31 protein-coding genes and 1 pseudogene are annotated in these 23,021 nt (G+C 62.6%); 16 read left to right on the forward strand and 16 right to left on the reverse strand.

Annotation, left to right across the window (positions count from 1 at the left end; genetic code table 11):
• Positions 1 to 70: 70 nt before the first annotated feature.
• On the reverse strand, positions 71 to 904 hold the full coding sequence (locus tag NKI46_RS19830; protein ID WP_023733040.1) for an SDR family oxidoreductase: 834 nt from the start codon (positions 902 to 904) through the stop codon (positions 71 to 73).
• 154 nt (positions 905 to 1,058) lie between these two features.
• Between NKI46_RS19830 and NKI46_RS19835 the strand changes: the two genes are divergently transcribed.
• Complete coding sequence (locus NKI46_RS19835) at positions 1,059 to 1,952, forward strand: LysR family transcriptional regulator (protein WP_352747514.1); 894 nt, start codon at positions 1,059 to 1,061, stop codon at positions 1,950 to 1,952.
• A 215-nt stretch (positions 1,953 to 2,167) separates the two neighbouring features.
• On the opposite strand, the gene NKI46_RS19840 is transcribed toward NKI46_RS19835, so the two are convergent.
• Positions 2,168 to 2,755 carry a TetR/AcrR family transcriptional regulator gene (locus NKI46_RS19840; protein WP_023733042.1) on the reverse strand — a complete coding sequence of 196 codons (588 nt, stop codon included), beginning with the start codon at positions 2,753 to 2,755 and terminating at the stop codon, positions 2,168 to 2,170.
• Positions 2,756 to 2,857: 102 nt separating this feature from the next.
• Between NKI46_RS19840 and NKI46_RS19845 the strand changes: the two genes are divergently transcribed.
• Both NKI46_RS19845 and NKI46_RS19850 read left to right on the forward strand, forming a co-directional pair.
• Positions 2,858 to 3,673, forward strand: coding sequence for an oxidoreductase (locus NKI46_RS19845; RefSeq protein WP_023690069.1), 816 nt, complete (start codon positions 2,858 to 2,860; stop codon positions 3,671 to 3,673).
• Between the two features lie 68 nt (positions 3,674 to 3,741).
• Entirely contained in the window at positions 3,742 to 4,743 is a 1,002-nt protein-coding gene (locus NKI46_RS19850) for an NADP-dependent oxidoreductase (RefSeq protein ID WP_023733043.1), read from the forward strand.
• A 97-nt stretch (positions 4,744 to 4,840) separates the two neighbouring features.
• On the opposite strand, the gene NKI46_RS19855 is transcribed toward NKI46_RS19850, so the two are convergent.
• A complete protein-coding gene (locus NKI46_RS19855; protein ID WP_352747519.1) occupies positions 4,841 to 5,758 on the reverse strand; it encodes a polyprenyl synthetase family protein in 918 nt (305 codons plus the stop codon).
• A 131-nt stretch (positions 5,759 to 5,889) separates the two neighbouring features.
• On the opposite strand from NKI46_RS19855, the gene NKI46_RS19860 reads away from it, so the two are divergent.
• The 4 genes from NKI46_RS19860 to NKI46_RS19875 all read left to right on the forward strand — a co-directional run bounded on the left by NKI46_RS19860 (position 5,890) and on the right by NKI46_RS19875 (position 8,672).
• The gene (locus tag NKI46_RS19860; protein WP_050588540.1) at positions 5,890 to 6,597 is read left to right on the forward strand and encodes a transglycosylase domain-containing protein; all 708 of its coding nucleotides are present in this window, start codon (positions 5,890 to 5,892) and stop codon (positions 6,595 to 6,597) included.
• Between the two features lie 153 nt (positions 6,598 to 6,750).
• A complete protein-coding gene (gene rpmF, locus NKI46_RS19865; RefSeq protein WP_008834724.1) occupies positions 6,751 to 6,933 on the forward strand; it encodes a 50S ribosomal protein L32 in 183 nt (60 codons plus the stop codon).
• 197 nt (positions 6,934 to 7,130) lie between these two features.
• Positions 7,131 to 8,078 (forward strand): agmatinase, encoded by a 948-nt coding sequence (locus tag NKI46_RS19870; protein WP_023737377.1) that lies wholly within the window; start codon positions 7,131 to 7,133, stop codon positions 8,076 to 8,078.
• 192 nt (positions 8,079 to 8,270) lie between these two features.
• On the forward strand, positions 8,271 to 8,672 hold the full coding sequence (locus NKI46_RS19875; protein ID WP_023670154.1) for a hypothetical protein: 402 nt from the start codon (positions 8,271 to 8,273) through the stop codon (positions 8,670 to 8,672).
• Between the two features lie 248 nt (positions 8,673 to 8,920).
• Here NKI46_RS19875 and NKI46_RS19880 read toward each other — a convergent pair whose 3' ends face one another.
• The 3 genes from NKI46_RS19880 to NKI46_RS19890 form a co-directional block, all read right to left on the reverse strand.
• Positions 8,921 to 9,352, reverse strand: coding sequence for a GlcG/HbpS family heme-binding protein (locus NKI46_RS19880; protein ID WP_023690074.1), 432 nt, complete (start codon positions 9,350 to 9,352; stop codon positions 8,921 to 8,923).
• A gap of 179 nt (positions 9,353 to 9,531) precedes the next feature.
• Positions 9,532 to 9,765, reverse strand: coding sequence for a hypothetical protein (locus NKI46_RS19885; RefSeq protein ID WP_023684002.1), 234 nt, complete (start codon positions 9,763 to 9,765; stop codon positions 9,532 to 9,534).
• Positions 9,766 to 9,843: 78 nt separating this feature from the next.
• A complete protein-coding gene (locus NKI46_RS19890; RefSeq protein ID WP_023670151.1) occupies positions 9,844 to 10,371 on the reverse strand; it encodes a winged helix-turn-helix transcriptional regulator in 528 nt (175 codons plus the stop codon).
• Positions 10,372 to 10,485: 114 nt separating this feature from the next.
• Between NKI46_RS19890 and NKI46_RS19895 the strand changes: the two are divergent.
• The 5 genes and pseudogenes from NKI46_RS19895 (at position 10,486) to NKI46_RS19915 (ending at position 13,303) form a co-directional block, all read left to right on the forward strand.
• Positions 10,486 to 11,319, forward strand: a pseudogene (locus NKI46_RS19895) (alpha/beta fold hydrolase).
• A gap of 116 nt (positions 11,320 to 11,435) precedes the next feature.
• On the forward strand, positions 11,436 to 12,092 hold the full coding sequence (locus NKI46_RS19900) for a glutathione S-transferase family protein (protein WP_023715032.1): 657 nt from the start codon (positions 11,436 to 11,438) through the stop codon (positions 12,090 to 12,092).
• Between the two features lie 5 nt (positions 12,093 to 12,097).
• The gene (locus tag NKI46_RS19905) at positions 12,098 to 12,424 is read left to right on the forward strand and encodes an ArsR/SmtB family transcription factor (RefSeq protein WP_031198036.1); all 327 of its coding nucleotides are present in this window, start codon (positions 12,098 to 12,100) and stop codon (positions 12,422 to 12,424) included.
• A gap of 23 nt (positions 12,425 to 12,447) precedes the next feature.
• Positions 12,448 to 12,822 carry a nuclear transport factor 2 family protein gene (locus tag NKI46_RS19910; RefSeq protein ID WP_032887163.1) on the forward strand — a complete coding sequence of 125 codons (375 nt, stop codon included), beginning with the start codon at positions 12,448 to 12,450 and terminating at the stop codon, positions 12,820 to 12,822.
• Between the two features lie 16 nt (positions 12,823 to 12,838).
• The gene (locus NKI46_RS19915; protein ID WP_023715031.1) at positions 12,839 to 13,303 is read left to right on the forward strand and encodes an SRPBCC family protein; all 465 of its coding nucleotides are present in this window, start codon (positions 12,839 to 12,841) and stop codon (positions 13,301 to 13,303) included.
• A gap of 29 nt (positions 13,304 to 13,332) precedes the next feature.
• On the opposite strand, the gene NKI46_RS19920 is transcribed toward NKI46_RS19915, so the two are convergent.
• From NKI46_RS19920 to NKI46_RS19930, 3 genes are all read right to left on the reverse strand, one after another.
• A complete protein-coding gene (locus NKI46_RS19920) occupies positions 13,333 to 13,596 on the reverse strand; it encodes an ArsR/SmtB family transcription factor (RefSeq protein WP_023690079.1) in 264 nt (87 codons plus the stop codon).
• Between the two features lie 32 nt (positions 13,597 to 13,628).
• Positions 13,629 to 14,867 (reverse strand): MFS transporter, encoded by a 1,239-nt coding sequence (locus tag NKI46_RS19925; protein WP_023715030.1) that lies wholly within the window; start codon positions 14,865 to 14,867, stop codon positions 13,629 to 13,631.
• Between the two features lie 96 nt (positions 14,868 to 14,963).
• The gene (locus NKI46_RS19930) at positions 14,964 to 15,158 is read right to left on the reverse strand and encodes a DUF1192 domain-containing protein (RefSeq protein ID WP_023701314.1); all 195 of its coding nucleotides are present in this window, start codon (positions 15,156 to 15,158) and stop codon (positions 14,964 to 14,966) included.
• 146 nt (positions 15,159 to 15,304) lie between these two features.
• On the opposite strand from NKI46_RS19930, the gene NKI46_RS19935 reads away from it, so the two are divergent.
• From NKI46_RS19935 to NKI46_RS19945, 3 genes are all read left to right on the forward strand, one after another.
• Entirely contained in the window at positions 15,305 to 16,315 is a 1,011-nt protein-coding gene (locus NKI46_RS19935) for an NAD(P)H-quinone oxidoreductase (protein ID WP_031198035.1), read from the forward strand.
• A gap of 421 nt (positions 16,316 to 16,736) precedes the next feature.
• On the forward strand, positions 16,737 to 16,877 hold the full coding sequence (locus tag NKI46_RS19940; protein WP_023670143.1) for a DUF1127 domain-containing protein: 141 nt from the start codon (positions 16,737 to 16,739) through the stop codon (positions 16,875 to 16,877).
• Between the two features lie 325 nt (positions 16,878 to 17,202).
• Positions 17,203 to 17,895: a DUF1013 domain-containing protein gene (locus tag NKI46_RS19945; protein ID WP_023670142.1), complete on the forward strand. Its 693-nt coding sequence runs from the start codon at positions 17,203 to 17,205 to the stop codon at positions 17,893 to 17,895.
• A 63-nt stretch (positions 17,896 to 17,958) separates the two neighbouring features.
• On the opposite strand, the gene NKI46_RS19950 is transcribed toward NKI46_RS19945, so the two are convergent.
• The 3 genes from NKI46_RS19950 to NKI46_RS19960 all read right to left on the reverse strand — a co-directional run bounded on the left by NKI46_RS19950 (position 17,959) and on the right by NKI46_RS19960 (position 19,568).
• On the reverse strand, positions 17,959 to 18,678 hold the full coding sequence (locus NKI46_RS19950; RefSeq protein ID WP_023683994.1) for a helix-turn-helix transcriptional regulator: 720 nt from the start codon (positions 18,676 to 18,678) through the stop codon (positions 17,959 to 17,961).
• A gap of 126 nt (positions 18,679 to 18,804) precedes the next feature.
• Positions 18,805 to 19,215, reverse strand: a complete 411-nt coding sequence (locus NKI46_RS19955; protein WP_031196067.1) for a hypothetical protein — start codon at positions 19,213 to 19,215, stop codon at positions 18,805 to 18,807.
• Positions 19,216 to 19,397: 182 nt separating this feature from the next.
• Entirely contained in the window at positions 19,398 to 19,568 is a 171-nt protein-coding gene (locus NKI46_RS19960) for a hypothetical protein (protein ID WP_023670139.1), read from the reverse strand.
• A 204-nt stretch (positions 19,569 to 19,772) separates the two neighbouring features.
• Here NKI46_RS19960 and NKI46_RS19965 point away from each other — a divergent pair, with 204 nt between their 5' ends.
• Positions 19,773 to 19,934: a hypothetical protein gene (locus NKI46_RS19965; RefSeq protein WP_352747526.1), complete on the forward strand. Its 162-nt coding sequence runs from the start codon at positions 19,773 to 19,775 to the stop codon at positions 19,932 to 19,934.
• Positions 19,935 to 19,943: 9 nt separating this feature from the next.
• Here NKI46_RS19965 and NKI46_RS19970 read toward each other — a convergent pair whose 3' ends face one another.
• The 4 genes from NKI46_RS19970 to NKI46_RS19985 all read right to left on the reverse strand — a co-directional run bounded on the left by NKI46_RS19970 (position 19,944) and on the right by NKI46_RS19985 (position 23,005).
• A complete protein-coding gene (locus tag NKI46_RS19970) occupies positions 19,944 to 20,168 on the reverse strand; it encodes a hypothetical protein (protein WP_156933971.1) in 225 nt (74 codons plus the stop codon).
• 121 nt (positions 20,169 to 20,289) lie between these two features.
• The gene (locus NKI46_RS19975) at positions 20,290 to 21,003 is read right to left on the reverse strand and encodes an SGNH/GDSL hydrolase family protein (RefSeq protein WP_023706280.1); all 714 of its coding nucleotides are present in this window, start codon (positions 21,001 to 21,003) and stop codon (positions 20,290 to 20,292) included.
• A 63-nt stretch (positions 21,004 to 21,066) separates the two neighbouring features.
• Positions 21,067 to 21,807, reverse strand: coding sequence for a DUF899 domain-containing protein (locus NKI46_RS19980; RefSeq protein WP_023693666.1), 741 nt, complete (start codon positions 21,805 to 21,807; stop codon positions 21,067 to 21,069).
• Between the two features lie 172 nt (positions 21,808 to 21,979).
• The gene (locus NKI46_RS19985) at positions 21,980 to 23,005 is read right to left on the reverse strand and encodes a class I fructose-bisphosphate aldolase (RefSeq protein ID WP_023708586.1); all 1,026 of its coding nucleotides are present in this window, start codon (positions 23,003 to 23,005) and stop codon (positions 21,980 to 21,982) included.
• Positions 23,006 to 23,021 lie beyond the last annotated feature (16 nt).

The following is a 23,021-nucleotide window of genomic DNA, read 5'->3' on the forward strand; positions in this document are numbered from 1 at the left end:
AGAATTCGCATGAGCCTATCGATGGCGCTCATAAATAGACCTGCGACGACGGCAGTGCTGGATGCGACGTTCAGCTGTCGAAGGCTAGTGAGCCGGATAGCTCCTCATGGGCATCGACCTGCTGCTGCAGCAGAGCGAGTTTCTGCCTGACCATTGCAAGAGCATCGGCACCGGCGATGAACCGACGGGGCAGCTCCGGCTTGTCGACCAGAGTGATCAACGCCTGCGCGAGTTTGGCGGGGTCGCCGATTTGCTGGCCGTTCGCGGCTTTCCAGCCCGTTATCTGCTGGGCGCGACGTTCGCTGTAATCGCTGACGAATGACGGAGCATATTGAGTGGATTCGTCCGTCAGCAGCTCCGTGCGGAAAAATCCGGGGTTCACGATCATCGTTTCAATGCCGAACGGCGCCACCTCGGCTTGCAGTGACTCGATCCAGCCATCAACGCCGAACTTTGCCGCGGCGTATGCAGAACAGAACTCAAAGCCGACCAGGCCGGCCGTCGATGAGATGGCAATGACCTTGCCAGAACCCTGCGCGCGCATGACCGGCAGGACTGCGCGGGTGACGTTCATGGCGCCGGTCAGGGTGGACGCGAGCTGAAGTTCGATATGGGCCGGAGTCAGGTCCTCGAAATAGCCGGCATAGAAGCCCGCGGCATTGTTGACGAGCACGTCGAGGCGACCAAAGCGGTCCAGGGTTGCCTTCACCGCGGCGTCGGCGTCGGCCGGCTTGGTCACGTCCAACGTGACGACCAAAAGATTGTCCGACTGCCCGATCGCCTTGGCGACCCGATCTGGGTTACGACCGGTCGCAACGACCTTATCGCCGATGGCCAGGACCGCTTTGGCAAAGTCGAGGCCCATGCCTCGCCCTGCGCCGGTGATCATCCATACTCTACTCATAGTCGTATCCTTCCTGGTCGGTATCTTTCAGTTTATGCCGCGTTGGCTTGGCACGTCCGTCTCAGCGTTTCGTTGTCTGCCAGGTGACATAGGGAATAGGACTCGATACGATTAGCCTCTATAATCTGCATGAAGTTAGAAATGGGATTGATAAATGAGGCGCGGAGATTTCAGCGAGCTGGCAGTCTTCATCGCCGTAGCAGAGGCGGGCAGCTTCACGCGCGCCGCAGCAAAGCTTGGTCTATCGCAGTCGGCGCTCAGCTACGCTGTCAGAACGCTGGAACAGCGCATGGGAGTCCGGCTGATCTCACGCACCACCCGCAGCCTGTCCGTGACGGTAGCTGGAGAGCGCTTGCTGCGAAGCCTGCGACCGGCCTTCGATCACATCGAAAGCGAGATCGCCGCCGTCGCCGCCCTGCGCGACAAGCCCACTGGCCTCATTCGCCTGACGACGTTCCGGTATGCTGCCAAATCAGTACTGTGGCCCGTCATCGCCAGACTCCTTCTGGAGTATCCGGATATCGAAGTGGAATTGAGCCTGGACGAAGGTCTGGTTGACATCGTTGCAAACAAATTCGACGCCGGTATCCGGATCGGCGAGCAGGTCCAGAAGGACATGGTGGCAGTAAGGATCGGCCCGGACCTGCGTATGGCGGTAGTTGGATCACCGTCGTATTTTGCAACCCGAACGGTTCCAAAGACACCGCGCGAACTTGGGGAACACAAAGGCATCAGCTACCGTCAGAAGACCGGCGGCGGGCTCTTTGCCTGGCAGTTCGAAAAACGCGGTGAGGAACTTGAAGTCAGGATGAATGGCCCACTCATTATCAATGACGGGGAAATGCTGGAGGCTGCGGCCCTCGACGGGCTCGGACTAGCATACACATTTGAAAGCCAGGTCGCTCCGTTCGTCGCAGACGGACGCCTGATCCGGGTGCTGGAAGACTGGTGCCAACCCTTCCCGGGCTATCACCTCTATTATCCCAGCCGACGCCAGCACACTGCAGCGTTCGCTCTTCTTGTGGAGGCACTCCGTCTCAAGGCGTGACGGAAGGGCGAAAACACGCCGCTCTAACTTGGCAAAGTGAGTTATCCCTCCCTCATCAGCACAAGTCGCTTCCGGCCCTTATGCGGTCATTCCCTGATGCAGGTTGAGATGGCCTCGTGCTGGCAATGGCCCATGACTTTAGGCAAAGCGACCCTTCTTGTAATGCGGCCCGCCATGATGAGGATGTCAGGCTCTTTGCTGCTGCCGCTCTATCTCTAAATGGATGCCTTCTCGCCCTCACGTGGCTGGATCAGGCTGCGCGCGGCGTCTGCTCCTGCCGCAAGGATGCGATCCGACAATTCCGTCCCCGCTGCCGCGCGGGCCAGCTGAAGCGTGCCTATGAGGGTCGCAAAAACGCCCAGGGCGGCGGCTTCCGGGTCCTTGGTCTGCGGAAGTACTGCAGACAACTGGCGCACCAGAACCAGCAAGCGTTCGGTATAGACTTGGCGCGTTTCGGGCGGCTGACGCGCGAGTTCCGGCAACAGGGCGGCCGACGCGCAGCCGGCTCCCGGATTGTCCCGGTGCTCAGCTGACAGATACGCCGCTATGCCCATCTCCGGACCACCGGCTGCCAATACCTCCTGCAGTTGCTGCGACTGGGCCTCCAGTGCCGCTACAAGGCTTTCACGCACAAGCTCCGCCTTGGACTGGAAATGCGGATAGAAGGCTCCGTTCGTCAGTCCGGCGTCGCCCATGATGGCTGCCAGTCCGGACGCGGCGATGCCGTCACCGCGAAAACGCTGGGCTGCGACCTCGACGATGCGATCGCGAGAGGCGTCCTTTCGGCCCTTTTCGTAGCGCATGGCGCTTTTCCTTTCTGCTATTGCATTATAGGTGTAATGTGATATTACGATCATAATTCAATCAACGGCAAAAAGCTAGCCCTCATGTCTGTGGAGTATCAAATGAGTACCCTTTCGGGAAGAACCGCAGTCGTGACCGGAGCCTCTTCGGGCATCGGCCGCGCCAGTGCCGAGGCCTTGGCGCGGGCGGGGTATACCGTCTTCGGGACAAGCCGCAGCAAGGCCGGCAACGGCCCGGCGCAGGTGTCCATGCTGACCTGCGACGTGACCGACGGGGAGTCGGTCAGCGCCCTCGTTGCAACCGTGCTGGCCCAGACCGGTCGTATCGATCTGCTGGTGAACAATGCCGGTGTCGGCCTGCTTGGCGGTGCCGAGGAATCTTCGGTCGCACAGGTGCAGGCTCTGTTCGACGTCAATCTGTTCGGCGTCATGCGCATGACCAATGCGGTGTTGCCGTCGATGCGGCGCCGCGGCCAAGGGCGCATCGTCAACATCGGCTCGATTCTGGGATTGGTGCCCGCGCCATACTCAGCGCACTACTCGGCGGTCAAGCACGCGCTGGAGGGCTATTCGGAATCGCTCGATCATGAGGTTCGCGCCTTCAACATTCGCGTCTCGGTCATCGAGCCGGCATTCGTGCGCACCGTCTTCGACCAGAACGGCATCGAGCCGGATTCCCTGTTGAAGGACTACGATCAGGCGCGCGCCGGTCTCAAGGCGCTGCTTGCCGATGTGATGCCCAAAGCCGATCGGCCGGAAGTGGTGGCGGATGTGGTCGTCAAGGCAGCGACCGACGCCCGTCCGCGACGGCGCTATACCGCAGGGAAGGCAGCGCGCCAGGTCAGCCTGCTGCGCCGCTTCGCCCCCGCGGAGATGTTCGACAAGACCTTGCGCAAGCAGTTCCGCCTGCCGGTCTGAACAACGGCGGGACGGAGAATTTCACGCACAGACAGCAGGCCAACAGACACTTTCAGAAAGTCACTGCCATGAAGGCATTCGTTGTCGATAAATATAGCAAGAAAGGCATTTTGCGGCTGGCCGAGATGCCGGAGCCGGAGCTGCTGGACAATGACGTCCTGGTCGAGGTCCATGCCGCCGGGGTGAACCTGCTGGATTCCAAAATCAGAACCGGCGAATTCAAACTCGTCCTTCCCTATCGCCGGCCCTTCATCCTCGGTCACGACGTTGCCGGGAGGGTTGTCAGGGTGGGCTCGAAAGTCCGCAAATTCAAACCCGGCGACGCCGTCTATGCGCGGCCGCGCGACGGCCGGATCGGGACATTCGCCGAATTCATCGCAATCGATGAAGCCGACGTGGCGCTGAAGCCGGCGAACCTCAGCATGGAAGAGGCGGCCTCGATCCCGCTGGTCGGTCTGACCGCCTGGCAGGCTCTCATCGAGAGGGCGGGTCTGAAGACAGGCCAGAAGATCTTCATCCAGGCTGGCTCCGGCGGCGTGGGGACATTCGCCATCCAGTTGGCAAAGCACCTCGGCGCGATCGTTGCGACAACAGCGGGCGCGGCAAGCAACGATCTGGTCAGGGATCTCGGCGCCGATGTCGTCGTCGACTACAGGAAGGACGACTTCGAGAAAATCCTGTCGGGCTACGACGTCGTCCTGAACAGCCAGGACGCCAAGACGCTTGAGAAATCCCTGACTGTGCTGAAACCGGGTGGGAAGCTCATCTCGATTTCCGGTCCTCCGGATCCCGAATTTGCCAGGAAACAGAGACTGAACGTGGTGCTAAGGCTGCTGCTGCGGCTGCTGAGCCGTGGTATCAAGACCAAAGCCAAGCGCCGGGGCGTGGGATTTTCGTTCCTGTTCATGTCGGCGCAAGGTGAGCAACTGAGCAAAATCACGTCCCTCATCGAAGATGGGGCGATTCGCCCGGTCGTCGACAGGGTCTTTCCTTTTGAAGCGACCAATGAGGCGCTGGCTTACGTCGAAACAGGACGCGCCAAGGGCAAGGTCGTCGTCAAGGTCAGATAGCGCGCCCAGTTGCTTTGGGGGCATTGAGAGACACCAAAGCAAGGCAGCGCAAGGCCGACAAATTCCGAAAACGGTTCGGCATCCGATCGCCCAAACCTCAGTTGTTGCGGATTGCCACGAAGCTTGCCGCTGCCTTCAGCAAGGCTGCCTGTTCACCGTAAGGCTCGAGCAATTCATGCGCCTGCTTGACCAGCCCATGGAGCTGGCTGCGCGCCCAGTTCGCGCCATGCAGCGCCACCAGCGTCGCCTTGCCGGCGGCTGCGTCCTTGCCGGTCGCCTTGCCCATCTGGCTGGCATCGGCGGTCAGGTCGAGCAGGTCGTCGGCAAGCTGGAAGGCAAGCCCGACCGCCGAGCCGAATCCGGCCAGCCGGTCGCGGTCCTGCGGTGCGGCGCCGGCAATGATCGCGCCGGCTTCGCAGGCGAAGCGGATCAGCGCGCCGGTCTTCATCGCCTGCAGCCGGATAATGCCGGCTTCGTCCGGCCTGCTGCGCTCGGCTTCGAGATCGAGCGTCTGCCCGCCGACCATGCCCCCAGTGCCGGCCGCGCGCGCCAGCGCCAGCACCAGTGCCGCCCTGCGCTCCGCCGGCAGCGCCGTCGCCTCATCGGCGAGGACATCGAAGGCAAGCGTCAGAAGCGCATCGCCGGCAAGGATAGCGGTGGCTTCATCGAAGGCCATGTGCACGGTCGGCTGGCCGCGGCGCAGATCGTCGTCGTCCATAGCAGGCAGATCGTCATGGATCAGTGAATAGCAATGCACGCATTCGAGCGCTGTCGCCACGCGAAGCGACGCCTCGCCATCGGCGCCGAAAAGGGCGGCACTTTCCATGACCAGGAAGGGGCGCAGCCGCTTGCCGCCGTTCAGCACGCCATGGCGCATGGCCGCCATCAGACGCTCCGGCCGGGCGATCTCGCCGGCAAGCGTGCGGCCGTCCAGCAGCAGCCTGAGCCCGGCCTCGATAGCCGCCGCCCGCCCCAGAAGTGCGGCCTCAAAGGCCAATTGCTCGTCTTTCGTCATGGCCGGGAGCGGTAGCCGACACTCAGACGTTGCGCAAGAAGCCCCGCGCCATTATGCCGGAGGCGGGAGAATGGCGCGGGTGGGGCGGCTTGACGGAACCGATCGTCGATCATGAAACCGAGGGGTTTGAGATGGCGCGACCGAGGCGCGTGAACCGCGCCGGTCTGAAGCGCCTCGCCCGGCGTTGCCTGGTCGTCGCCGCCGTGCTGGCGGCGATACCCGTTGGGCTGACCTTCCTCTATCTGCCGTCCTTCGTGCATCCGATATCGACCTTGATGGTCAAAGACCTCGCGACATTTTCCGGCTACGACCGGCGCTGGGTGTCGATCGACGATGTGTCGCCGGTGCTGGCCAATTCGGTGATCATGTCGGAGGACGGTCAGTTCTGCTTCCATCGCGGCATCGATCTCGGCGAATTGCGCGGCGTCGTCGACGATGCGCTGGCCGGCGAGGCGACGCGCGGCGCCTCGACCATCACCATGCAGACGGTGAAGAACCTTTTCCTGTGGTCGCGGCCGCTGGGCTCGGTGCGCAAGGTGGTCGAACTGCCGCTGGCCGTCTATTTCGACGCGGTGATGTCGAAACGGCGGATCATGGAGATCTACCTCAACATCGCCGAATGGGGGCCGGGCGTTTACGGCATCGAGGCGGCGGCCCAGCATCATTTCGGCGTTTCGGCCAAGCAGCTGTCGCGGCGGCAGGCGGCTTTGCTCGCCGTCTCGTTGCCCAATCCGATCGCGCGCAATCCGGCCAAGCCCGGCCCGGGTCTGCGGCGGCTCGCGTCGCTGATCGAACGCCGCGCCGGCCGTTCGGGCGCGTATGTCGGTTGTCTTGATTAGGTCGAACCGCTGCCAGTTCAAAAAAAATCGCCACGGTGCTGGCCAAAACGGCGCAGGGCGTGTATAGGCACCCGACTTTCTCAGATTATGGCCCTGACGCGGCCCTTTCACGAGGGCTATCGGGGCATTTTGACCATGTAGTGGAGCATATCCATGGCCGTTCCGAAACGAAAAACCTCTCCGTCCAAGCGCGGCATGCGCCGCTCGGCCGACGCTCTCAAGGCCCCGACCTATGTCGAGGACAAGAATTCCGGCGAAATGCGCCGCCCGCACCATATCGACCTGAAGACCGGCATGTATCGCGGTCGCCAGGTGCTGACGCCCAAGGAAAGCTGAGACCAGCTTTCGAAGGGTTTGAATACCAAAAGAACCGGCCATTGGCCGGTTTTTTTGCGTTTGGTGCGCCGCGCCGCCAACTATGCCAAAGACCGGGCGTCCGTGGCGATACAAGCTGCGGGGGCGGTGCTGTATTGAGTCCGCATGCCTTGTCGCGGCGCTTCCGCGCGATGATCGACCGGCTTCAGAGGGACCGCATGACCAAGCTCACCACAGCACCCCGCGATATCTTCCAGACCTTCATGAACTTCCCGCTGGTCGAGGACCTCGATGCGCTGAAGGCGGATGTCGCCATCATCGGCATGCCTTACGGCAGTCCCTACACGATCGACGAGCTGGTCAACGACCAGACCAAGGCGCCGACCGCGGTGCGGCGCGCCTCGCAGCGCATCAGCCTCGGGCTCGACCGCTATGATTTCGACATTGGCGGAACCCTGTTCGACGGGGAGGACGTCAAGGTGGTCGATGTCGGCGATGTCCCCGGCGATGCGGCCGGCAGCCACTACAGGTTGGCCGAAACGGCGATCCGCAAGATCCGCGTCGCCGGCGCCTTGCCGATCACCATTGGCGGCGATCACGGCATTCCGATCCCGATCCTGCGGGCGCTTGATGGCGAAGGGCCGATCACCCTGGTTCAGATCGATGCCCATCTCGACTGGCGCGACAATGTCAACGGGGTCAGGGAAGGCTATTCCAGCCCCATCCGCCGCGCTTCGGAGATGGCGCATATAGCCGGGATTTTCCAGCTCGGCATCCGCGGCCAGGGCAGCGCCCGGCTCGAGGAGGTCGAGGCGGCCCGCGCCTACGGCTCCAACATCGTCACCGCCAATGAATGGCAGGATATCGGTACGGCGGCGCTGCTCAAGCGCATCCCGGACGGCGGCCGCTATTACCTGACCATCGATGCCGACGGTCTCGATCCCGCTGTCATGCCGGCGGTCGAAGGGCCGGCGCCTGGCGGCATCAGCTACCGGCAGACGATCGAGCTGATCAAGGGGCTGTTCGCCAAGGGAAGTGTCGTCGGCATCGACATCGTCGAGATCGCGCCGGCGCGCGACGTCAACGAGATCACCTCGATGACCGCCGGCCTTTTCATCCTCAACGCTATCGGCGCCGCCGTGCGGACAGGCCAGTTCAAGCGCTGAATCCCGGCGTGTCGGTGGTCAGCCGGGGCAACTGTGGCTGACAGGGTTGTTTCGCGCGGTCTTTTTCCGTGTTTGCGGGCGCTAGCGAAAAATCTTGACGGCGTGCCTGCGGGGCATTCTACAGAAGGTGCCCCCATTGTTTAGGCAATTCCTTGGGAAACCGCTTTCCTGGATTGCTAGAGGAGACGCCTGATGTTCGGTGCCATCCCGCTGCTGATCGTGCCCTTCGTGGCCTACAATCTCGGACTCCTCGGAATATTCGGCAGCGGCGACGATCCGTGGGCGACCGAGATCTTCTCGTTCAGCATGATGTCGGGCGGGGTGTTCTCGATGACGCTCGGCGACCTGATGGTGGTGATCGGGCTGATCTTCCTGTTCCTGGAAATGGTGAAGTCGGTGCGCACCACGAACGCCTCGATCATGGACCATCTGTTGTCGACGCTGGTCTTCGTGGCGTTCCTGGTCGAATTCCTGCTGGTGAAGGGCGCGGCGCACTCCGTCTTCTTCACGCTGATGGTGATCGCCCTGTTCGATGTGCTGGCCGGGTTTTCGGTGTCGATGCGGTCGGCGAGTAGAGACATAAATTTGAACTAGCCGCCTTCGTTGGATGGTCGCATCCGTTCGCGATTGGCGTGGCTGCTCTTTCTGGTCGTCATCCTGGGGCGAAGCAAGGAGCGAAGCGACGCGGCGCAGACCCTGGGATCCATTCCGTGAAGCTAAGGCGTTGCAACGGTTCAGAATTCTGCTCCGCTTACACTTGCGGCAAAGGTCGCGGCATGGATCCCAGGGTCTTCGCGACGGAGTTTCGTTCCTGCTTCGCCCTGGGATGACGAAGCTCCCCCTCAGCCCGGATCGGCGGTGAAGCCCGCCGCTTCGATGCCGGCGATGGCGGCGGCTTCGTCATTGTCCGACGTATCTCCCGAAATTCCGACGGCGCCGATGACGGCGCCTGCCTTGTCGCGGATCAGTACGCCGCCGACGACCGGCAACACGCGTCCACCCGAAACGTCCGAAATGCCGGCGACGAGATGCGGCCGCTCCTTGGCGAAAGCCTCGACACGGCGCGAGCCCATGCCGATGGCCAGCGCCCCATAGGCCTTGCCGGCCGACATTTGCGGGCGCAGGAACGAGGCTCCGTCCTGACGCTGGAAGGCGACGAGATGCGCGCCGGCGTCCAGCACGGAAACGCCGAGCGGCTTGAGCTTCAGCTCGGCGCCCTTGGCGAAGGCGGCGTCGATGATGTGCTTGGCTTTTTCGAGGGTCAGTGCGGTCATGGCTGTCTCCTGATCAAAACGCGTCAATCATCGACCTGACATGCGGGATGCGAAATCCCGGTTGCGGTTGAAATTGCTTCGCGTGGGAAAGCGGAAATGGCGGGCATTGCTGATCGTGGCACATGGCGGCGGATACGATCCGCCGGCATCCAGATCGGGCGTCGATGAAGAAGGCCGCGCTATTTTTTCTTGGCTCGGGGCGCTTTCTTGACCGGAACGGCAGGGGCGTTGGCGAGGTCTTCCGCTTCCTTGGCAAGGCGCAATGCCCGGAGCTTGTTGGTCTTGGCCTGGCGGGCGTCGGCCTCGGCGACATACTCCGCCATCGCCTTTTGCCGCACCGTGGCGGCCTCTTCCTGCTTCTTGAAACGCATATCCGCCCGGGCGCGGGCAGTATCCTTAGAGTTCTCGACCAAGAGCGTTATCCATCCCATAAATTATGTTTTTCAGCCCCTTGATAGCAGAGCCGGCCTGATAATGGGGAAATAAGTTGGTCAAGCGGCCGGGGCCTCGATGCCGCTCGACGCCTTGCGGGCGACCACCGCCTCATATCCGGCCTGCAATGTAGCGCGGACGGAAGGCTGCGCGGGTGTGGCGACAGGCGTGCCCAGATGGTCATGGCGCAACTCGTCCATGAACTGCTCCCACATTGGCGGCCCGCCTTTCTCCAGCAGTTCGGCGCGGATCGAAAGCTCCTCGCTCACCGGCAGCCAGACGCGGCCCCAAGCGCCGAGATGCGCCATGATCGGCACCAGCGTGATAGCCATCTCGGTCAGGCTGTAGATCGCCTTCTGCTTGTGCGAGGGGTCGTCGGCCTTGGTCAGCATGCCGAGTTCCATCAGCCGCTTCAGCCGGTCGGCCAGGATGTTGGAAGCGATGCCCTCGATCGAGCCGTTGAGCAGTTCGCGAAAGTGGCGTTTGCCGCCAAAAATCATGTCGCGCAGGATGATCAGGCTCCAGCGATCGCCGAACACTTCCAGCGACAGATTGATAGGGCATCCCGAGCGGTGTTCGGTTTTCATCCGACTCTCCTCAAAAACCAGTTGCATTATCGTATCAGTTTTATTATCGTGCAACCGATAGCAAAACGCAATCAGTTTGGTTGGCCATTGATTGGCCCATGCGAGGAGAGTCCCATGACACGGGCCGCAGCACCCGAAATCGTCTCCCAGACGTTTGGGATCCCGGCGATCCAACCGTTCTGCTGATCATGGGCGCCATGGCCTCGATGCTGTGGGGGCCGGAGGCGCTCTGCAAAAAACTCGCCGGCGAGGGCCGTTTCGTGATCCGCTACGACAATCGCGATACCGGCCTGTCGACCAAATATGCGACGGGCGAGCCGCCGTATACCTTCGACGACATGGCGGACGATGCGGTGCGCGTCCTCGACGGTTGCGGCATCGGCAAGGCGCATGTGGTCGGGATGTCAATGGGGCGGCATGATCGCGCAAGGACTGGCGTTGAGACATCCCTCGCGTGTCATCACACTGACGGTGATCAGCAGTTCGCCGGTGGGGATCGATACATCGCACCTGCCGGCGACGACCGAGGCCTATATGGAGCACTCGGCCGATGGCGCCAAGGTCGATTGGTCGGACCGCGACCAGGTGATCGGCTTCGTTGTCAAGGATGCGCGTGCGATCGCCAGCACCGCGCATCCGTTCGACGAGAAGGCGATGCGGGCGTTCGTCCAACAGGACTACGACCGATCCGGCGGCTTCCTGAGCGCGACCAACCATTTCATGCTGAAGGGCGGCGAGGATCTGAAAGGACGCCTGCGCGAGATCAAAGTTCCGCTGCTCGTCATTCACGGGACATCGGATCCGATCTTTCCGGTCGAGCATGGCGCAGTGCTTGCCGACGCTGTTGCCGGCGGGCGGCTTGTCCGCGTCGAAGGCGGTGGCCACGAACTGCATCCCGACGACTGGGGCACGATCGTCGCCGCCATCGTGGCGCATACCGAACCCTGAAGGCAGTCTGGAACCTTGACACATTCGCCTCATGGAAATAGTTAAGTAAATGCTTCAGTGTCGGCGCTGGCTGGCACCGCTCCAGCATCGACGAACCGCAAACAGACAAGCAAAAAATGTCCCTGACGTTCCATTTCCATCCGCTGGCATCGTTCTGCTGGAAACCGCTGATTGCGTTTTACGAGAACGATACGCCCTTTACGCCGGTTATCGTCGACCTCGGCGACGAGCAGTCGCGGGCAGCGTTCCTGAAGGTGTCGCCGACCGGCAAGATGCCGGCGCTGCGTGACGATGCACGCAATCGCACGGTGCTGGAATCGACCATCGTCATCGAATATCTGGCCGCGCATTATCCCGGGCCGGTCGAGCTCATCCCGGCCGAGGCCGACCTTGCCCTCCAGGTCCGCCAGGCCGACCGTTTCTACGATTTCTACGTGCAGGCGCCGATGCAGAAGATCGTCGGCGACAGGTTGCGCCCGCAGGACAAGACCGATCCGTTCGGGGTCGATGAGGCGCGCGTGCAACTGCGCAACGCCTATGCGATCATCGAGGAGGAGATGCGTTCGAAACTCTGGGCGGCCGGCCCCACCTTCACCATGGCCGACTGCGCGGCCTCGCCGGCGCTGTTCTACGCCAACAAGGTCGAGCCGTTCGGCGACAGCTATCCGGCCCTGAAACACTACCACGACCGCCTGCTCAAGCGGCCGTCCTTCGCCCGGGTGGTCGAGGAGGCGCAGCCCTACTTCAAGTTCTTTCCCTACAATAACGGCTGATCGCGATGCTGCACGATCCCGCCCAGCTCGACCTGATGTTCCAGGCGCTCGCAGACCCGGCCAGGCGCAGCATGGTCGAGCGGCTGTCGCGTGGGCCGGCCTCGGTCAGCCAGTTGGCCGAACCGCTGGCGATGTCGCTGTCGGCCGTCGTCCAGCATCTCAACGTGCTCGAAGCAAGCGGGCTGGTGCGCTCGGAAAAGCTCGGCCGCGTGCGCACCTGCCAGATCGCGCCGCAGGCGCTGCGCAGCGCAGAACACTGGATCAACGAACGGCGGCTGACATGGGAGCGTCGGCTCGACCGGCTCGGCGATTTTCTCGCCGAGACCGAATGACCTGAAGCAGAGGAGAAATGACCATGCCCGGCAAAAGCAGAGCGGAGTTGATCCGCGGTTATTTTTCCGCCTACCAGGCGAATAACAAGGCTGCCGTCGCGGCGGTGCTCGCCGACGATTTCACCTTCACCAGCCCTTATGACGACGCCATCGACCGTGCGACCTATTTCGAGCGCTGCTGGCCGGACAGCCCGGCCTTCAGCTCGATCGTCATCGAGCGGATATGCGAGGACGAGGACGCCGCCTTTGTCCTCTATCGCTGCGAGACGGCGGACGGAAAGACCTTCCGCAACACCGAACTGCATCTGTTCCATGACGACAGGTTGCGCGCCGTCGAAGTCTATTTCGGCGCGTCCTATCGCGACGGTGTCTTCGTCGCGCAGAAACCATCAAGCTGACCAAGAGGACCTGACTATGGCCGAACGATCCGTCGTCCACTCCACCTTCGTCCTCGAGCGCCTCTATCCAGTTGCACCGGCGAAAGTCTATTTCGCGCTCAGCGATCCGGCCGCCAAGCGGCGCTGGTTCGCCGACCCCGACAACCCGATGACCCACAGGCACGAAATGGATTTTCGCGTCGGCGGCCAGGAGGTCAATGCCGGCGGGCCGAAGGACGGGCCGATCCACACCTATACCGCCACCTATCAGGACATCGTGCCCAACCAGCGCATCGTCTACAGCTACGACATGCTGTTCGGTGATGTCAGAATCTCGGTTTCGCTGGCGACAATTGAGCTTCGCCCGGAAGGCACGGGCACGCGTCTGGTGCTGACCGAGCAGGGCGCGTTTCTCGATGGGCACGACACACCGTCATCGCGCGAGCATGGTACCGGATTCCTGCTCGATGCGCTGGGCAAGGCGCTGGCAACGGACACTTGAAAGCCAGGGAGGCGAGCTGGAATCGCGGCCTATGCTTCCCAGAACTGATCAAGCCAAATATTGAGCTTGAGGAAGCCGGCACTGCTGACTGTATAGACCCGCCTCGTGCCCTCGGCCCTGGCCTGAACCAGACCGGCGTCCAGCAACACTTTCAAATGCTGGGACACGGCCGGGCGGGAGACTGGAAGGCCCGAAGCCAGTTCGTTGACGGTTTTCGGGCCACGCCGGAGCTCTTCCAGAAGATAGCGCCGGTTGGGGTCGGCAATCGCCATGAAGGCGTCAGAAAAGATCATGCCTATACTTGTGGGGCAAAGCTTTTCAAATCTCAACCGTCGGCTTCCGCTTTTCTGAGCCGCAGTGCTTCAGGGGTGACCGAGCGATCGGCCGGCTGGGTCTTGAAGGCATCGCGGTCTTCGATCGGCACCGGCGCGCGGCGGCTGATGCGCAGCAACGTGTAGGCGGCGAGGCTGAGATGCGCCAGCGCGGTGGCCAGGAACAGGCCTTCGGGGCGGAGCCAGCCCATCAGGGCGGCAGCCAGCAAGGGCCCGATCATGGTTCCGAAGCCATACAGAAGCAGCAGGCCGCCCGAGACCTTGACGAAATCCTCCGATCGGGCGTGGTCGTTGGCATGCGCCACGGCGATCGAATAGAGCGTGTAGGCAAAGGCGCCGTAGGCGGCGGCGAAGACAATGACGAGGACGGCGAAACGCGGTTCGAACAGGAAGATCAGGATGGCGAACAGTGCGGCGCCGAAAGCCGCGCCCGCCAGCACGAAACGGCGGTCGGTCTTGTCGGAGAGGCGTCCGGCCGGAAGCTGCATGGCCGCGCCGGCAATAACGACAAGGCTCATCATCAGTGCGATCTGGGCGGTGGAGATGCCGATACGGGCGCCGTAGACGGCGCCAAGCGTGCCCCAGGCGCCATTGGCGATACCGACCAACAGGCAGGCGATCGCCGACACCGGCGAGTTGGCGTAGAGACCTTTGACGTCGAGCTTGACGTCCTGCAAAGGCTTGGGAGACGAAGCCGACGACACCGCGGTCGGGATCAGCGACAGGCAGAACAATATGCCGGTAATCATGAACAGCGATGCCGATCTGACGTCGCCGCCGGCAACGATCATTTGGCCGCCCATGATCGAGGCATAGGTGACCATCATGTAGAGGCCGAAGACGGTGCCGCGGTTCTCGTTGGTGGCCTTCTCGTTCAGCCAGCTTTCGATGACCATGAAGGCTCCGGCCATGGTGAAACCGGTGAAGGCGCGCAGCAGGATCCAGACATATTCGTCGATGATCAGGCCGGTAAGCAACGCCACGATGGCGCCCGAAGCGGCAAAGGCGCCGAACGCCCGGACGTGGCCGGCGCGGCGCACCAGGCGCGGTGCGAAGAAGCAGCCGGTGACGAAGCCACCGGCCCAGGCCGTGCCCATCAGACCGAGCGATGCGGTCGAAAACCCTTCGAGCTGGCCGCGCAACGGCAACAACAGGCCGTGCAGCCCCGAAGCCGCGAGCAGGAAAGCGGTGCCGCGAAGCAGCGAGAGGATCGGCCTGTAGCTTGCAAACATTGTTTGATCCGTCTGGAGATTCGGTGGCGGGGTCTGAAGACAGGCGCATTCGGGCTTTTCGGCGGCGGATGCTCAACGCCGAAACTAATGCGAAAACTAGCCGCGGCGAAACAGGGCTTCGGCCGCCGATTTGGTGCTGCCCTTGGTCTGGAGCTCGGCTTCGAGCCGGGCAATCTCCTCGCGCAGGATGCTGATCCGTTCGGTCAGGTCACCGACCGAAAGCAGCGCCAGATCCTGTCCGATCTCATGCGGGCGGGCTTTCTTTTTGGGCTCGTCGTCGAAGATCGCCATCGTCGCTCATCCCTATTCAGTATTGGGCTGATTTGGCCATTTGCCTGATCCGGCAATCAGCATACATAGGGCAGGGGCGTAGATGCAAACAGCCGGCAAGAAGCTGGCAGCCGGCGACAGACCGGCGGACCGAGACGGGAAATTTCATGGCGAGCGGACATAAAATTCCAGCCACAATGAGGGCCATTGCAATTTCGCAACCGGGCGGGCCGCGGGTGCTGAAACCGGAAACGCGCCACGTGCCGGTGCCTGGTCCCGGCGAAATCCTGATCCGGGTGCGTGCGGCCGGCGTCAACCGCCCCGACGTGCAGCAGCGCAAGGGCGCCTATCCGGCGCCGCCCGGCGCTTCCGACCTGCCCGGTCTCGAGGCATCGGGCGAAGTGGCCGCCCTTGGCGACGAGATATCGCGCTGGCGCATCGGCGACCGGGTCTGCGCGCTGACGCCGGGGGGCGGTTATGCAGAATATGTCAAGGTGCATGCCGGCAGCGTGCTGCCGCTGCCCGCCGGCTTCACCCACACGGAGGCGGCCGCGGTTCCGGAAAACTATTTCACCGTCTGGCACAATGTGTTCGAGCGCGGCGGCCTGAAAAAGGGTGAGACGCTGCTGGTCCATGGCGGCTCATCGGGCATCGGCACCACGGCGATCCAGCTGGCGTCGGCCTTCGGCGCCTATGTCGTCACCACCGCCGGCAGCAAGGAAAAATGCGACGCCTGCCTGAAACTCGGCGCCGACCGGGCGATCAACTACCGCGAGGAGGATTTCGTCGCGGCGGTCAAGGATGCGACCGGCGGCAACGGGGCCGACGTCATTCTCGACATGGTCGGCGGCGACTATATCGCGCGCAACTACGAGGCCGCCGCGGTCGAGGGCAGGATCGTCCAGATCGCCGTCCAGGCCGGCGCGGTGGCGAGCGCCGATTTCTCGAAAATCATGGTCAAGCGGCTGACCCACACCGGCTCGACGCTGCGGCCTCGCACGGTCGAGTTCAAGGCGGCGCTCGCCGCCGCACTGGAAGCACAGGTGTGGCCGCTGCTCGGCACCCGGAAGGTAGCGCCGGTGATGGACATGATCTTCCCGCTGACCGACGCCTGGCGGGCGCATGAGCGCATGGAAGAGGGCGAGCATATAGGCAAGATCGTTCTCGACGTCGGCTAGATGGGTCGATCTTCCAGGTGAGGCCGGCCTGCGAATGGCGGCTCCCTGCGCTTCCGGCCTTCGCCGGCCGAAGCCCTCATGAGGGGTTGCGGCAGTTAAGGCTACGTCCGGCGTAGGCCGGTGCTTCGTACTGAAGTACGCTCCGCTCCGGCCTTCGCCGGCCGAAGCCGTCATAAATGCCTCCGCTCTATGAAGGCTACGGCCGGCGTAGGCCGGTTCTCGGGAGCCGCCATTCTCGGCTCGGCCTGACCTGAAGCTCGCGCCATGCTCCGCGCTCAGCCTGTCGGCAAGATGAACAGAAGCTTAATGCTGCAATGCAGCATTTGCATTGCGGCTATGCAAAGACGTCTGTTCAATTCGTGGGCAGCCCTGCCTATCTAAGCGTCATCGAAACGATTTGATCCAACAACTGGAGGACACCATGAACCCGATCCGCGCTTTCCGTAACTGGCGTATGTACAACGAAACCGTGCGCGAGCTGAACAAGCTCAACGCCCGTCAGCTCAGCGATCTCGGCATCAGCCGCGGCGACATCGAGAGGATTGCCCGCAAGGCCATCTAATTCGAAGCCTGGTCGGCCGATGAGGCCTGCCACGCGGCAGAAGCAAGAGCCGCCGCAGACGGTATCCCGTCGCCGGTTCCGAGCCCGCTGGACCCTGTCCGGCGGGTTTTGTCGTTTTGGACCCCTGTTACAACTCGGCATCAATGATCGCCGGAGCCGAGGTCCTCCTGGCCTCCCCCGCTGTCCGGTGTCCGACGGCTGCGCCCTGCGCCAAAAACATTGCGAAACGGCAGCGGAGCGGTTATACAGGCCGCGAATTTCCCATTTTGGTGGCTCTAAACCACCGCCCGCGCGGGAACGCGGGCGAACGAGAAGGATTTTTGAAATGGCCAATACGCTGCTGATGCCCAAGGCGACCGCCGTCTGGCTGGTCGACAACACCGCGCTTTCCTTCGAGCAGATCGCGCAGTTCTGCGGGTTGCATCCGCTCGAGGTCAAGGCGATCGCCGACGGCGAATCGGCGCAGGGCATCAAGGGCATGGATCCGATCATGACCGGACAGCTGACCCGCGACGAGATCGCGCGCGCCGAGAAGGATCCGAACCAGCGCCTGAAACTGTCCGACCCCAAGGTGCGGGTGCCGGAATCCAAGCGCAAGGGTCCCCGCTACACACCGCTGTCGAAGCGCCAGGACCGGCCCAACGCCATCCTGTGGCTGGTCCGCAACCATCCGGAATTGAAGGACGCGCAGATTTCGCGCCTGGTCGGCACGACCAAGTCGACGATCGAACAGATCCGCGAGCGCAAGCACTGGAATTCGGCCAATCTGCAGCCGATGGACCCGGTGACGCTGGGTCTCGCTTCGCAGATCGACCTCGACATGGAAGTCAACCGCGCCTCGCGCGGCCGCGAGCAGGCGCAGCCTGTCGGCGACACGCTGCTCCCGGCTGCCGTGACCGAGCGCCTGGTGCCGGCGCCGGAGAAGCCGAAGGACGAGGATGCCGAACTGGACGCCAACGCCGTGTTCGCCAAGCTCTCGGCGCTCAAGTCCAAGAAGGAAGATGCGGACGACGAGTAAGGTTTGCGACAGTTCATCAAAAAAGCCCGCTTCGAGCGGGCTTTTTCATTGATTGTCGAAGTCTCAGCTGCGCGCCGCCCGGTCCGGCGTCATGCCATAGTCCTCCGAGCGTTCGACGGCGCGGTAGAAGTCGGCAAGCTGCTTGCCGCGCTCAGGCTTGAAGATGCGGCCGGCGATGACCACCGAGGCGATGCGGTCGATGCGGAAGGCGCGGAAATCGTCGCGCATCTCGCACCAGGCAACCAGCGTCCATACCTTGCCCCAGAACCACAGACCGAGCGGACGGATGTCACGCCCGGTGCCGCGGCCGGCCTCGTCGCGGTAGTCGATGGTCAGCACCTGTCGCTTCTCGACAGCGCGCTCGATCACGTCGATCGCCTCACGCGCGGCGTCGCTCACCACCCACATCGGCGTGTGGATCTCGGTGCGGGCGATGCGGTCCTTCTCGGCGTCGGGCAGGACGGCGCCGATCTTGACCAGCGCCTCGTCGGCCGCACGCGCCATGGCCGCGCCGCCAAAGGCCCGCACCATGCGGGCGCCGGCGACCAGCGCGACGATTTCGTCACGCGTGAACATCAGCGGCGGAAGGTCGAAACCCTCCCTCATCATGTAGCCGACGCCGGCCTCGCCGTCGATCGGCACTCCGGTCGACTGCAAATCGGCGATATCGCGGTAGATGGTCCGCTCGGAAACCTCGAGCCATGTGCCGAGCTTCTGGGCGGTGACCAGCCGGCCGCCACGCAGGTGCTGCACGATCTGAAAGAGCCTGTCGGCACGTCGCATCGTATGGTCCCTCGGCTGCTTTTCTATGAATGTCACGGTCCCGAAACCGGTTCCGGGTGACATCCATCTCCTGTTTTATGCTTGTCGTTCTCCCAAAAACCGCTGCGCACTTTTGGGCGACACGCATTATGGTTTAAGTCCTTCGCGCTTGCGCTGCACGGCGACGAATTCCGCGCCGAAGGACAATTTCTTCGTTGTCGGCGTGTTCACGTCGAGCACACGCCAGTACGGCGTGATATCGTTCAGCGTCATGCCGCGTTCGAGATCCTCATTGGCGGCTTCGGCGACGGTGCGCAGATGATAGCCGATGGTGACCGGACATGTCACTTGCGCCCCATGCTCGATGGCGAGCGCAGTGCGCAAGGCGCGTACATCCATCTCGACGCCGTTGGGGATCGTGCGGATGAAATCATCGACCTGACGGGGCGTCGGCACCAGCATCGGCTGGCCCTCGACGACGTCGCCCATTGTGCGTGGCGTCGGCTTCACGCCGTTGACGCCCGGCGTGTTCAGCCTGTCGTTCCAGCTTTTCACCATTCATGTCTCCTGACACGTTTATGGCATGGTGCTCCTGACAGCATTCTGTCAGGAGCCTTCAGCATTGTCCGTAGCAGGCGCCAAAAGTCTTTGCGCCAGCCCAAGGCGTCGCCGCCCGGGGGTCCATGTCAATGATCCGGGCGTTGCGGGGTCCGCATCCAAGCATTGTCATGTAAAACGCCTCAGATCTCGCGAATGCGGCTGTGACCCTCATACATATCCGGCCAGCCAATGTCCTTGCGGATGTCCGCCGGCAAGGAGTTCAGGAAGCGCTGGGTACGGACTTCATTGCGCATCGTGCGGATCTTGCCGACATAGTGCTGTACGCTGTTCAAAATACCAAAGCTGTTCATGACCATCTCCTCTTCTCTGATGGAGACACTATCGCATACCCCTCCTGACAGCAGTCTGTCAGGAGCATGTCAGCTCGTTGAAGAAAGCTGCGAGGTGCTTGGCGGTCGGTTCGGAAACGAGCCTTTTGTCAGGAATGGCCAAGTCGACCGAGACCATGCAAGAACCGCTTTGACAGCCTGTCGCGATGCTGCTCAAAGGCTGGCATGTCGAAACTCCTCGCGCTCGTCATCATCGGCATAATGGCCATTCAGCTGATCAAGCCGCTCGGCTGGCCGGGCCTGAAGCGGCGCGGCGATTTCTGGAAGCTGGCCCTGATCGCCATGGCGGCCATCGCGCTGGCGGGTGCGCTGGGGCACTGGACGTAGCCTTGAGGGTCAGGTCGGGTCCACCGTTCCCATGGCAATCATCCGGATGGCGTTGAGGCTGGGCACGAAGAAGTAATCGCCACCGCGCGTCGTCATGAATTCCGGCAGGTTCGCCGCAATAAAAGGCGTGGCGTTGGCCGGGCCGGCCGGAATGACATGCTTGCTCGATTCGGCGCGGTTGCCGGTCAGCGTGCAGGTGTCGTTGCCGGTTTCGGAATCCAGGCCGTAGCTCATCCATTGCTGCTGGATTATATTCTGGCTCAGATCCATTGGAAGCAGGCTGCAATCAACAGTATTTGGAAATACTCGCGTCAGTTCTCTGAAGCCCACCAGTCCGAGCTTGTGCCCCCTCAGGTCAATCGGCGAGCACCCATCCGACCAGATGTTCGGCCCAGGCGCGGTAACCGGCTTCCGAGGCATGAAAGCCATCGGAGGCAAAGCCGGCCTCAGGGTTGGTGATCGGCAGCCGTGGCGCCGGCACGGCGCCGCGCTCGAAACAGAGGCGCTCGCCCATGCGGTTCATTGCGGTAGCGCGGATTTCGAGTATCTTGCCGAGCAGCGGCGGCATGGCCGGCGCACGGGTGAATTCCAGCACCGGCGACCAGACGACGCGGGCCTCCGGCCATTTGGCGCGCAGCGCGTAAAGCAGGCCGCCGAACTCTTTCTTGAAGCGCGGCACCGAGTGGAAATTCTTGGTGTCGTTGGTGCCGATGGCCAGCACTATATGCGTCCACCGATCGGCCGACAGATTGGGCAGCACATGGTCGCGGATCTGGCCCGACGTTGCCGAGTTGAATCCGGCGGCGCGCCAGCGCACGGCAAGGCCGGTTCGTTTTGCGACCAGCATTGCAAGCTGCGCGGCAAGCCCGTTCTCGGAATTGCCGATGCCGACGGAAGCGGCCGAGGAATCGCCCAGCACCAGCAGCGAGATGGCCGGCGCCTTGCCCGATATTTCGTGCATGACCGGCCCTTGTGCCGGCAGCATGCGGGTGGTGCGGCGGCGCACGCCGAGGCCCTGCCAGACATAAACGGGGTAGGCGAGCCAGGTAAGAAGGGCCGGGAAGCGCATGGCGATACCGTTTAGAGATCAGCGGCAGCCTTAGCGCAAGTTTCGCCTGAGGTGAACGAGCTTCTAGTCGCAGCAGTTCGGCTTGTCCGCCTGCTTGTCCTGATATTCGTCATGCAGCCGCACCCAGTCCATCAGGCTATGATAAGGGCCATTTTCGCCGCGGCCCTTCGGTGTCATGTCGAGATAGTCGTAAGTGCCGATCTGGGCCTCGCCGCCGCGGGCGCGCGACATAAAGGTAAGGAATATGTCGCCGTTCTCTTCCTTGTAGAAAACACTGGTGCCGGGAAGGTCCTTTGACGTGCGCGGACGCGTCTCGAAATTGTAGGTGGTGTCGCCGGCCGCGATCTGCTTGTCGGTGAAGGAGACCTGCATGTCGAAGTTGAAATCCGAGGCGTAGGACGACACCCAGTCGAATTTCCAGCCCATACGCTGCTTGTAAGGCAGCAGTTCCGCCAGCGGCGCGCGCGCAACCACCACCAGCGACACGTCGTGGTGCCTGAGATGCTGATCGGCGCCGTCTATATGGTCGGCAAGGAAGGAGCATCCTTCGCAGCGGTGGTTCGATCCTGGCGTCATCATGAAGTGGTAGACGATCAGTTGGCTGTTGGCGCCGAACAGTCCGGCCAGGTTCTTCGGACCCTGCTCGGTCTCGAAGACATAGTCCTTGCGGATTTTCATCCAGGGCAGTTCACGCCGCTCGGCGGCGATGCGCTCACGCAACCGTGTCAATTCCTTCTCGCGCGCCAGATGCGCCTTGTGCGCCTCAAACCAGTCTTCACGCGAAACCACCTTGCTGCGAGTCATGAAGTTCTCCCTGTCTGTTCACCCAAGGACGTTTGGGATGGGCAGAAACCGACATCGCCGTCAGCTTTTGCCGAAAAGGAGATAAGGATGGACGAACTCCGTCCAAGCCGGGCTTTGCATAAACAAACCCGGGCGCATCGGCCCGGGTTGTATGACAACGGGAGGACTGCGCTCAGGCGGCCTGTTCGAGGCTCGCCGTCCATTGTCCCAGCGCCGCCAGATGGTTCATGTGGGCACGATGGGTGAAGGCGGCCTGGCCGGCGGCGACGTTCGATGCCTTGCCGCTCCAGGCCTTTTGCGGGGCGGCCTGCAAGGCGCGGCCATAGGAGAAGGTCAGCTTCCACGGATGCGGGCCGATGGCGTTGATGGCGTTGAGGTTGGCGGTAGCCTCCTCGTCCGACTGCCCGCCCGAAAGGAAGGCGATGCCCGGCACCGCTGCCGGTACGGTTTCGCGGAACAGTTTTATGGTCTTTTCCGCGACCTCTTCGGGGCTGCTCACCTTGCCCGACTTCCTGCCGGCCAGCACCATGTTCGGCTTCAGGATGGTGCCTCCCAGCAAAACGCGCGCCGCATGCAGCTCGTCATAGAGCTTGATCAGCGTTGCCTTCGAGATGTCGTAGCAGGTGTCGATGTCGTGCGCGCCGTCCATCAGCACTTCCGGCTCGACGATCGGCACGATGCCGGCCTCCTGGCACAGTGCGGCATAGCGGGCCAGCGCATGGGCGTTGGAGGCAATCGAATTGACCGAGGGCACGCCCTTGCCGGTGTCGATGTCGATCACCGCGCGCCATTTGGCGAAGCGGGCGCCGAGCTTGTAATAATCTGCGAGCCGCTCGCGCAAGCCGTCGAGGCCTTCGGTAACGGTATCGCCGGGAAAGCCGGCGAGCGGCTTGGCGCCGGCATCGACCTTGATGCCGGGGATGGCGCCCGCCGCCTTGATGATGTCGACCAGAGGCGTGCCGTCGGCAGCCTTCTGACGGATGGTCTCGTCGTAGAGAATGACGCCGGAGATGTACTTCGTCATCGCGTCCTTGGCGCGGAACATCATCTCGCGGTAGTCGCGGCGGCTGTCGGCGGTCGATTCGACGCCGATGACGTCGAAGCGCTTCTTGATGGTGCCGGAGCTCTCATCGGCGGCCAGCAGGCCCTTGCCGCCGGCCACCATTGCGGCGGCAATGTCTTCGAGACGTTCGCTCATTTTTGCTTCTCCTTGA

Source organism: Mesorhizobium sp. M0615 (genome assembly GCF_040320805.1).
GTDB lineage: Bacteria > Pseudomonadota > Alphaproteobacteria > Rhizobiales > Rhizobiaceae > Mesorhizobium.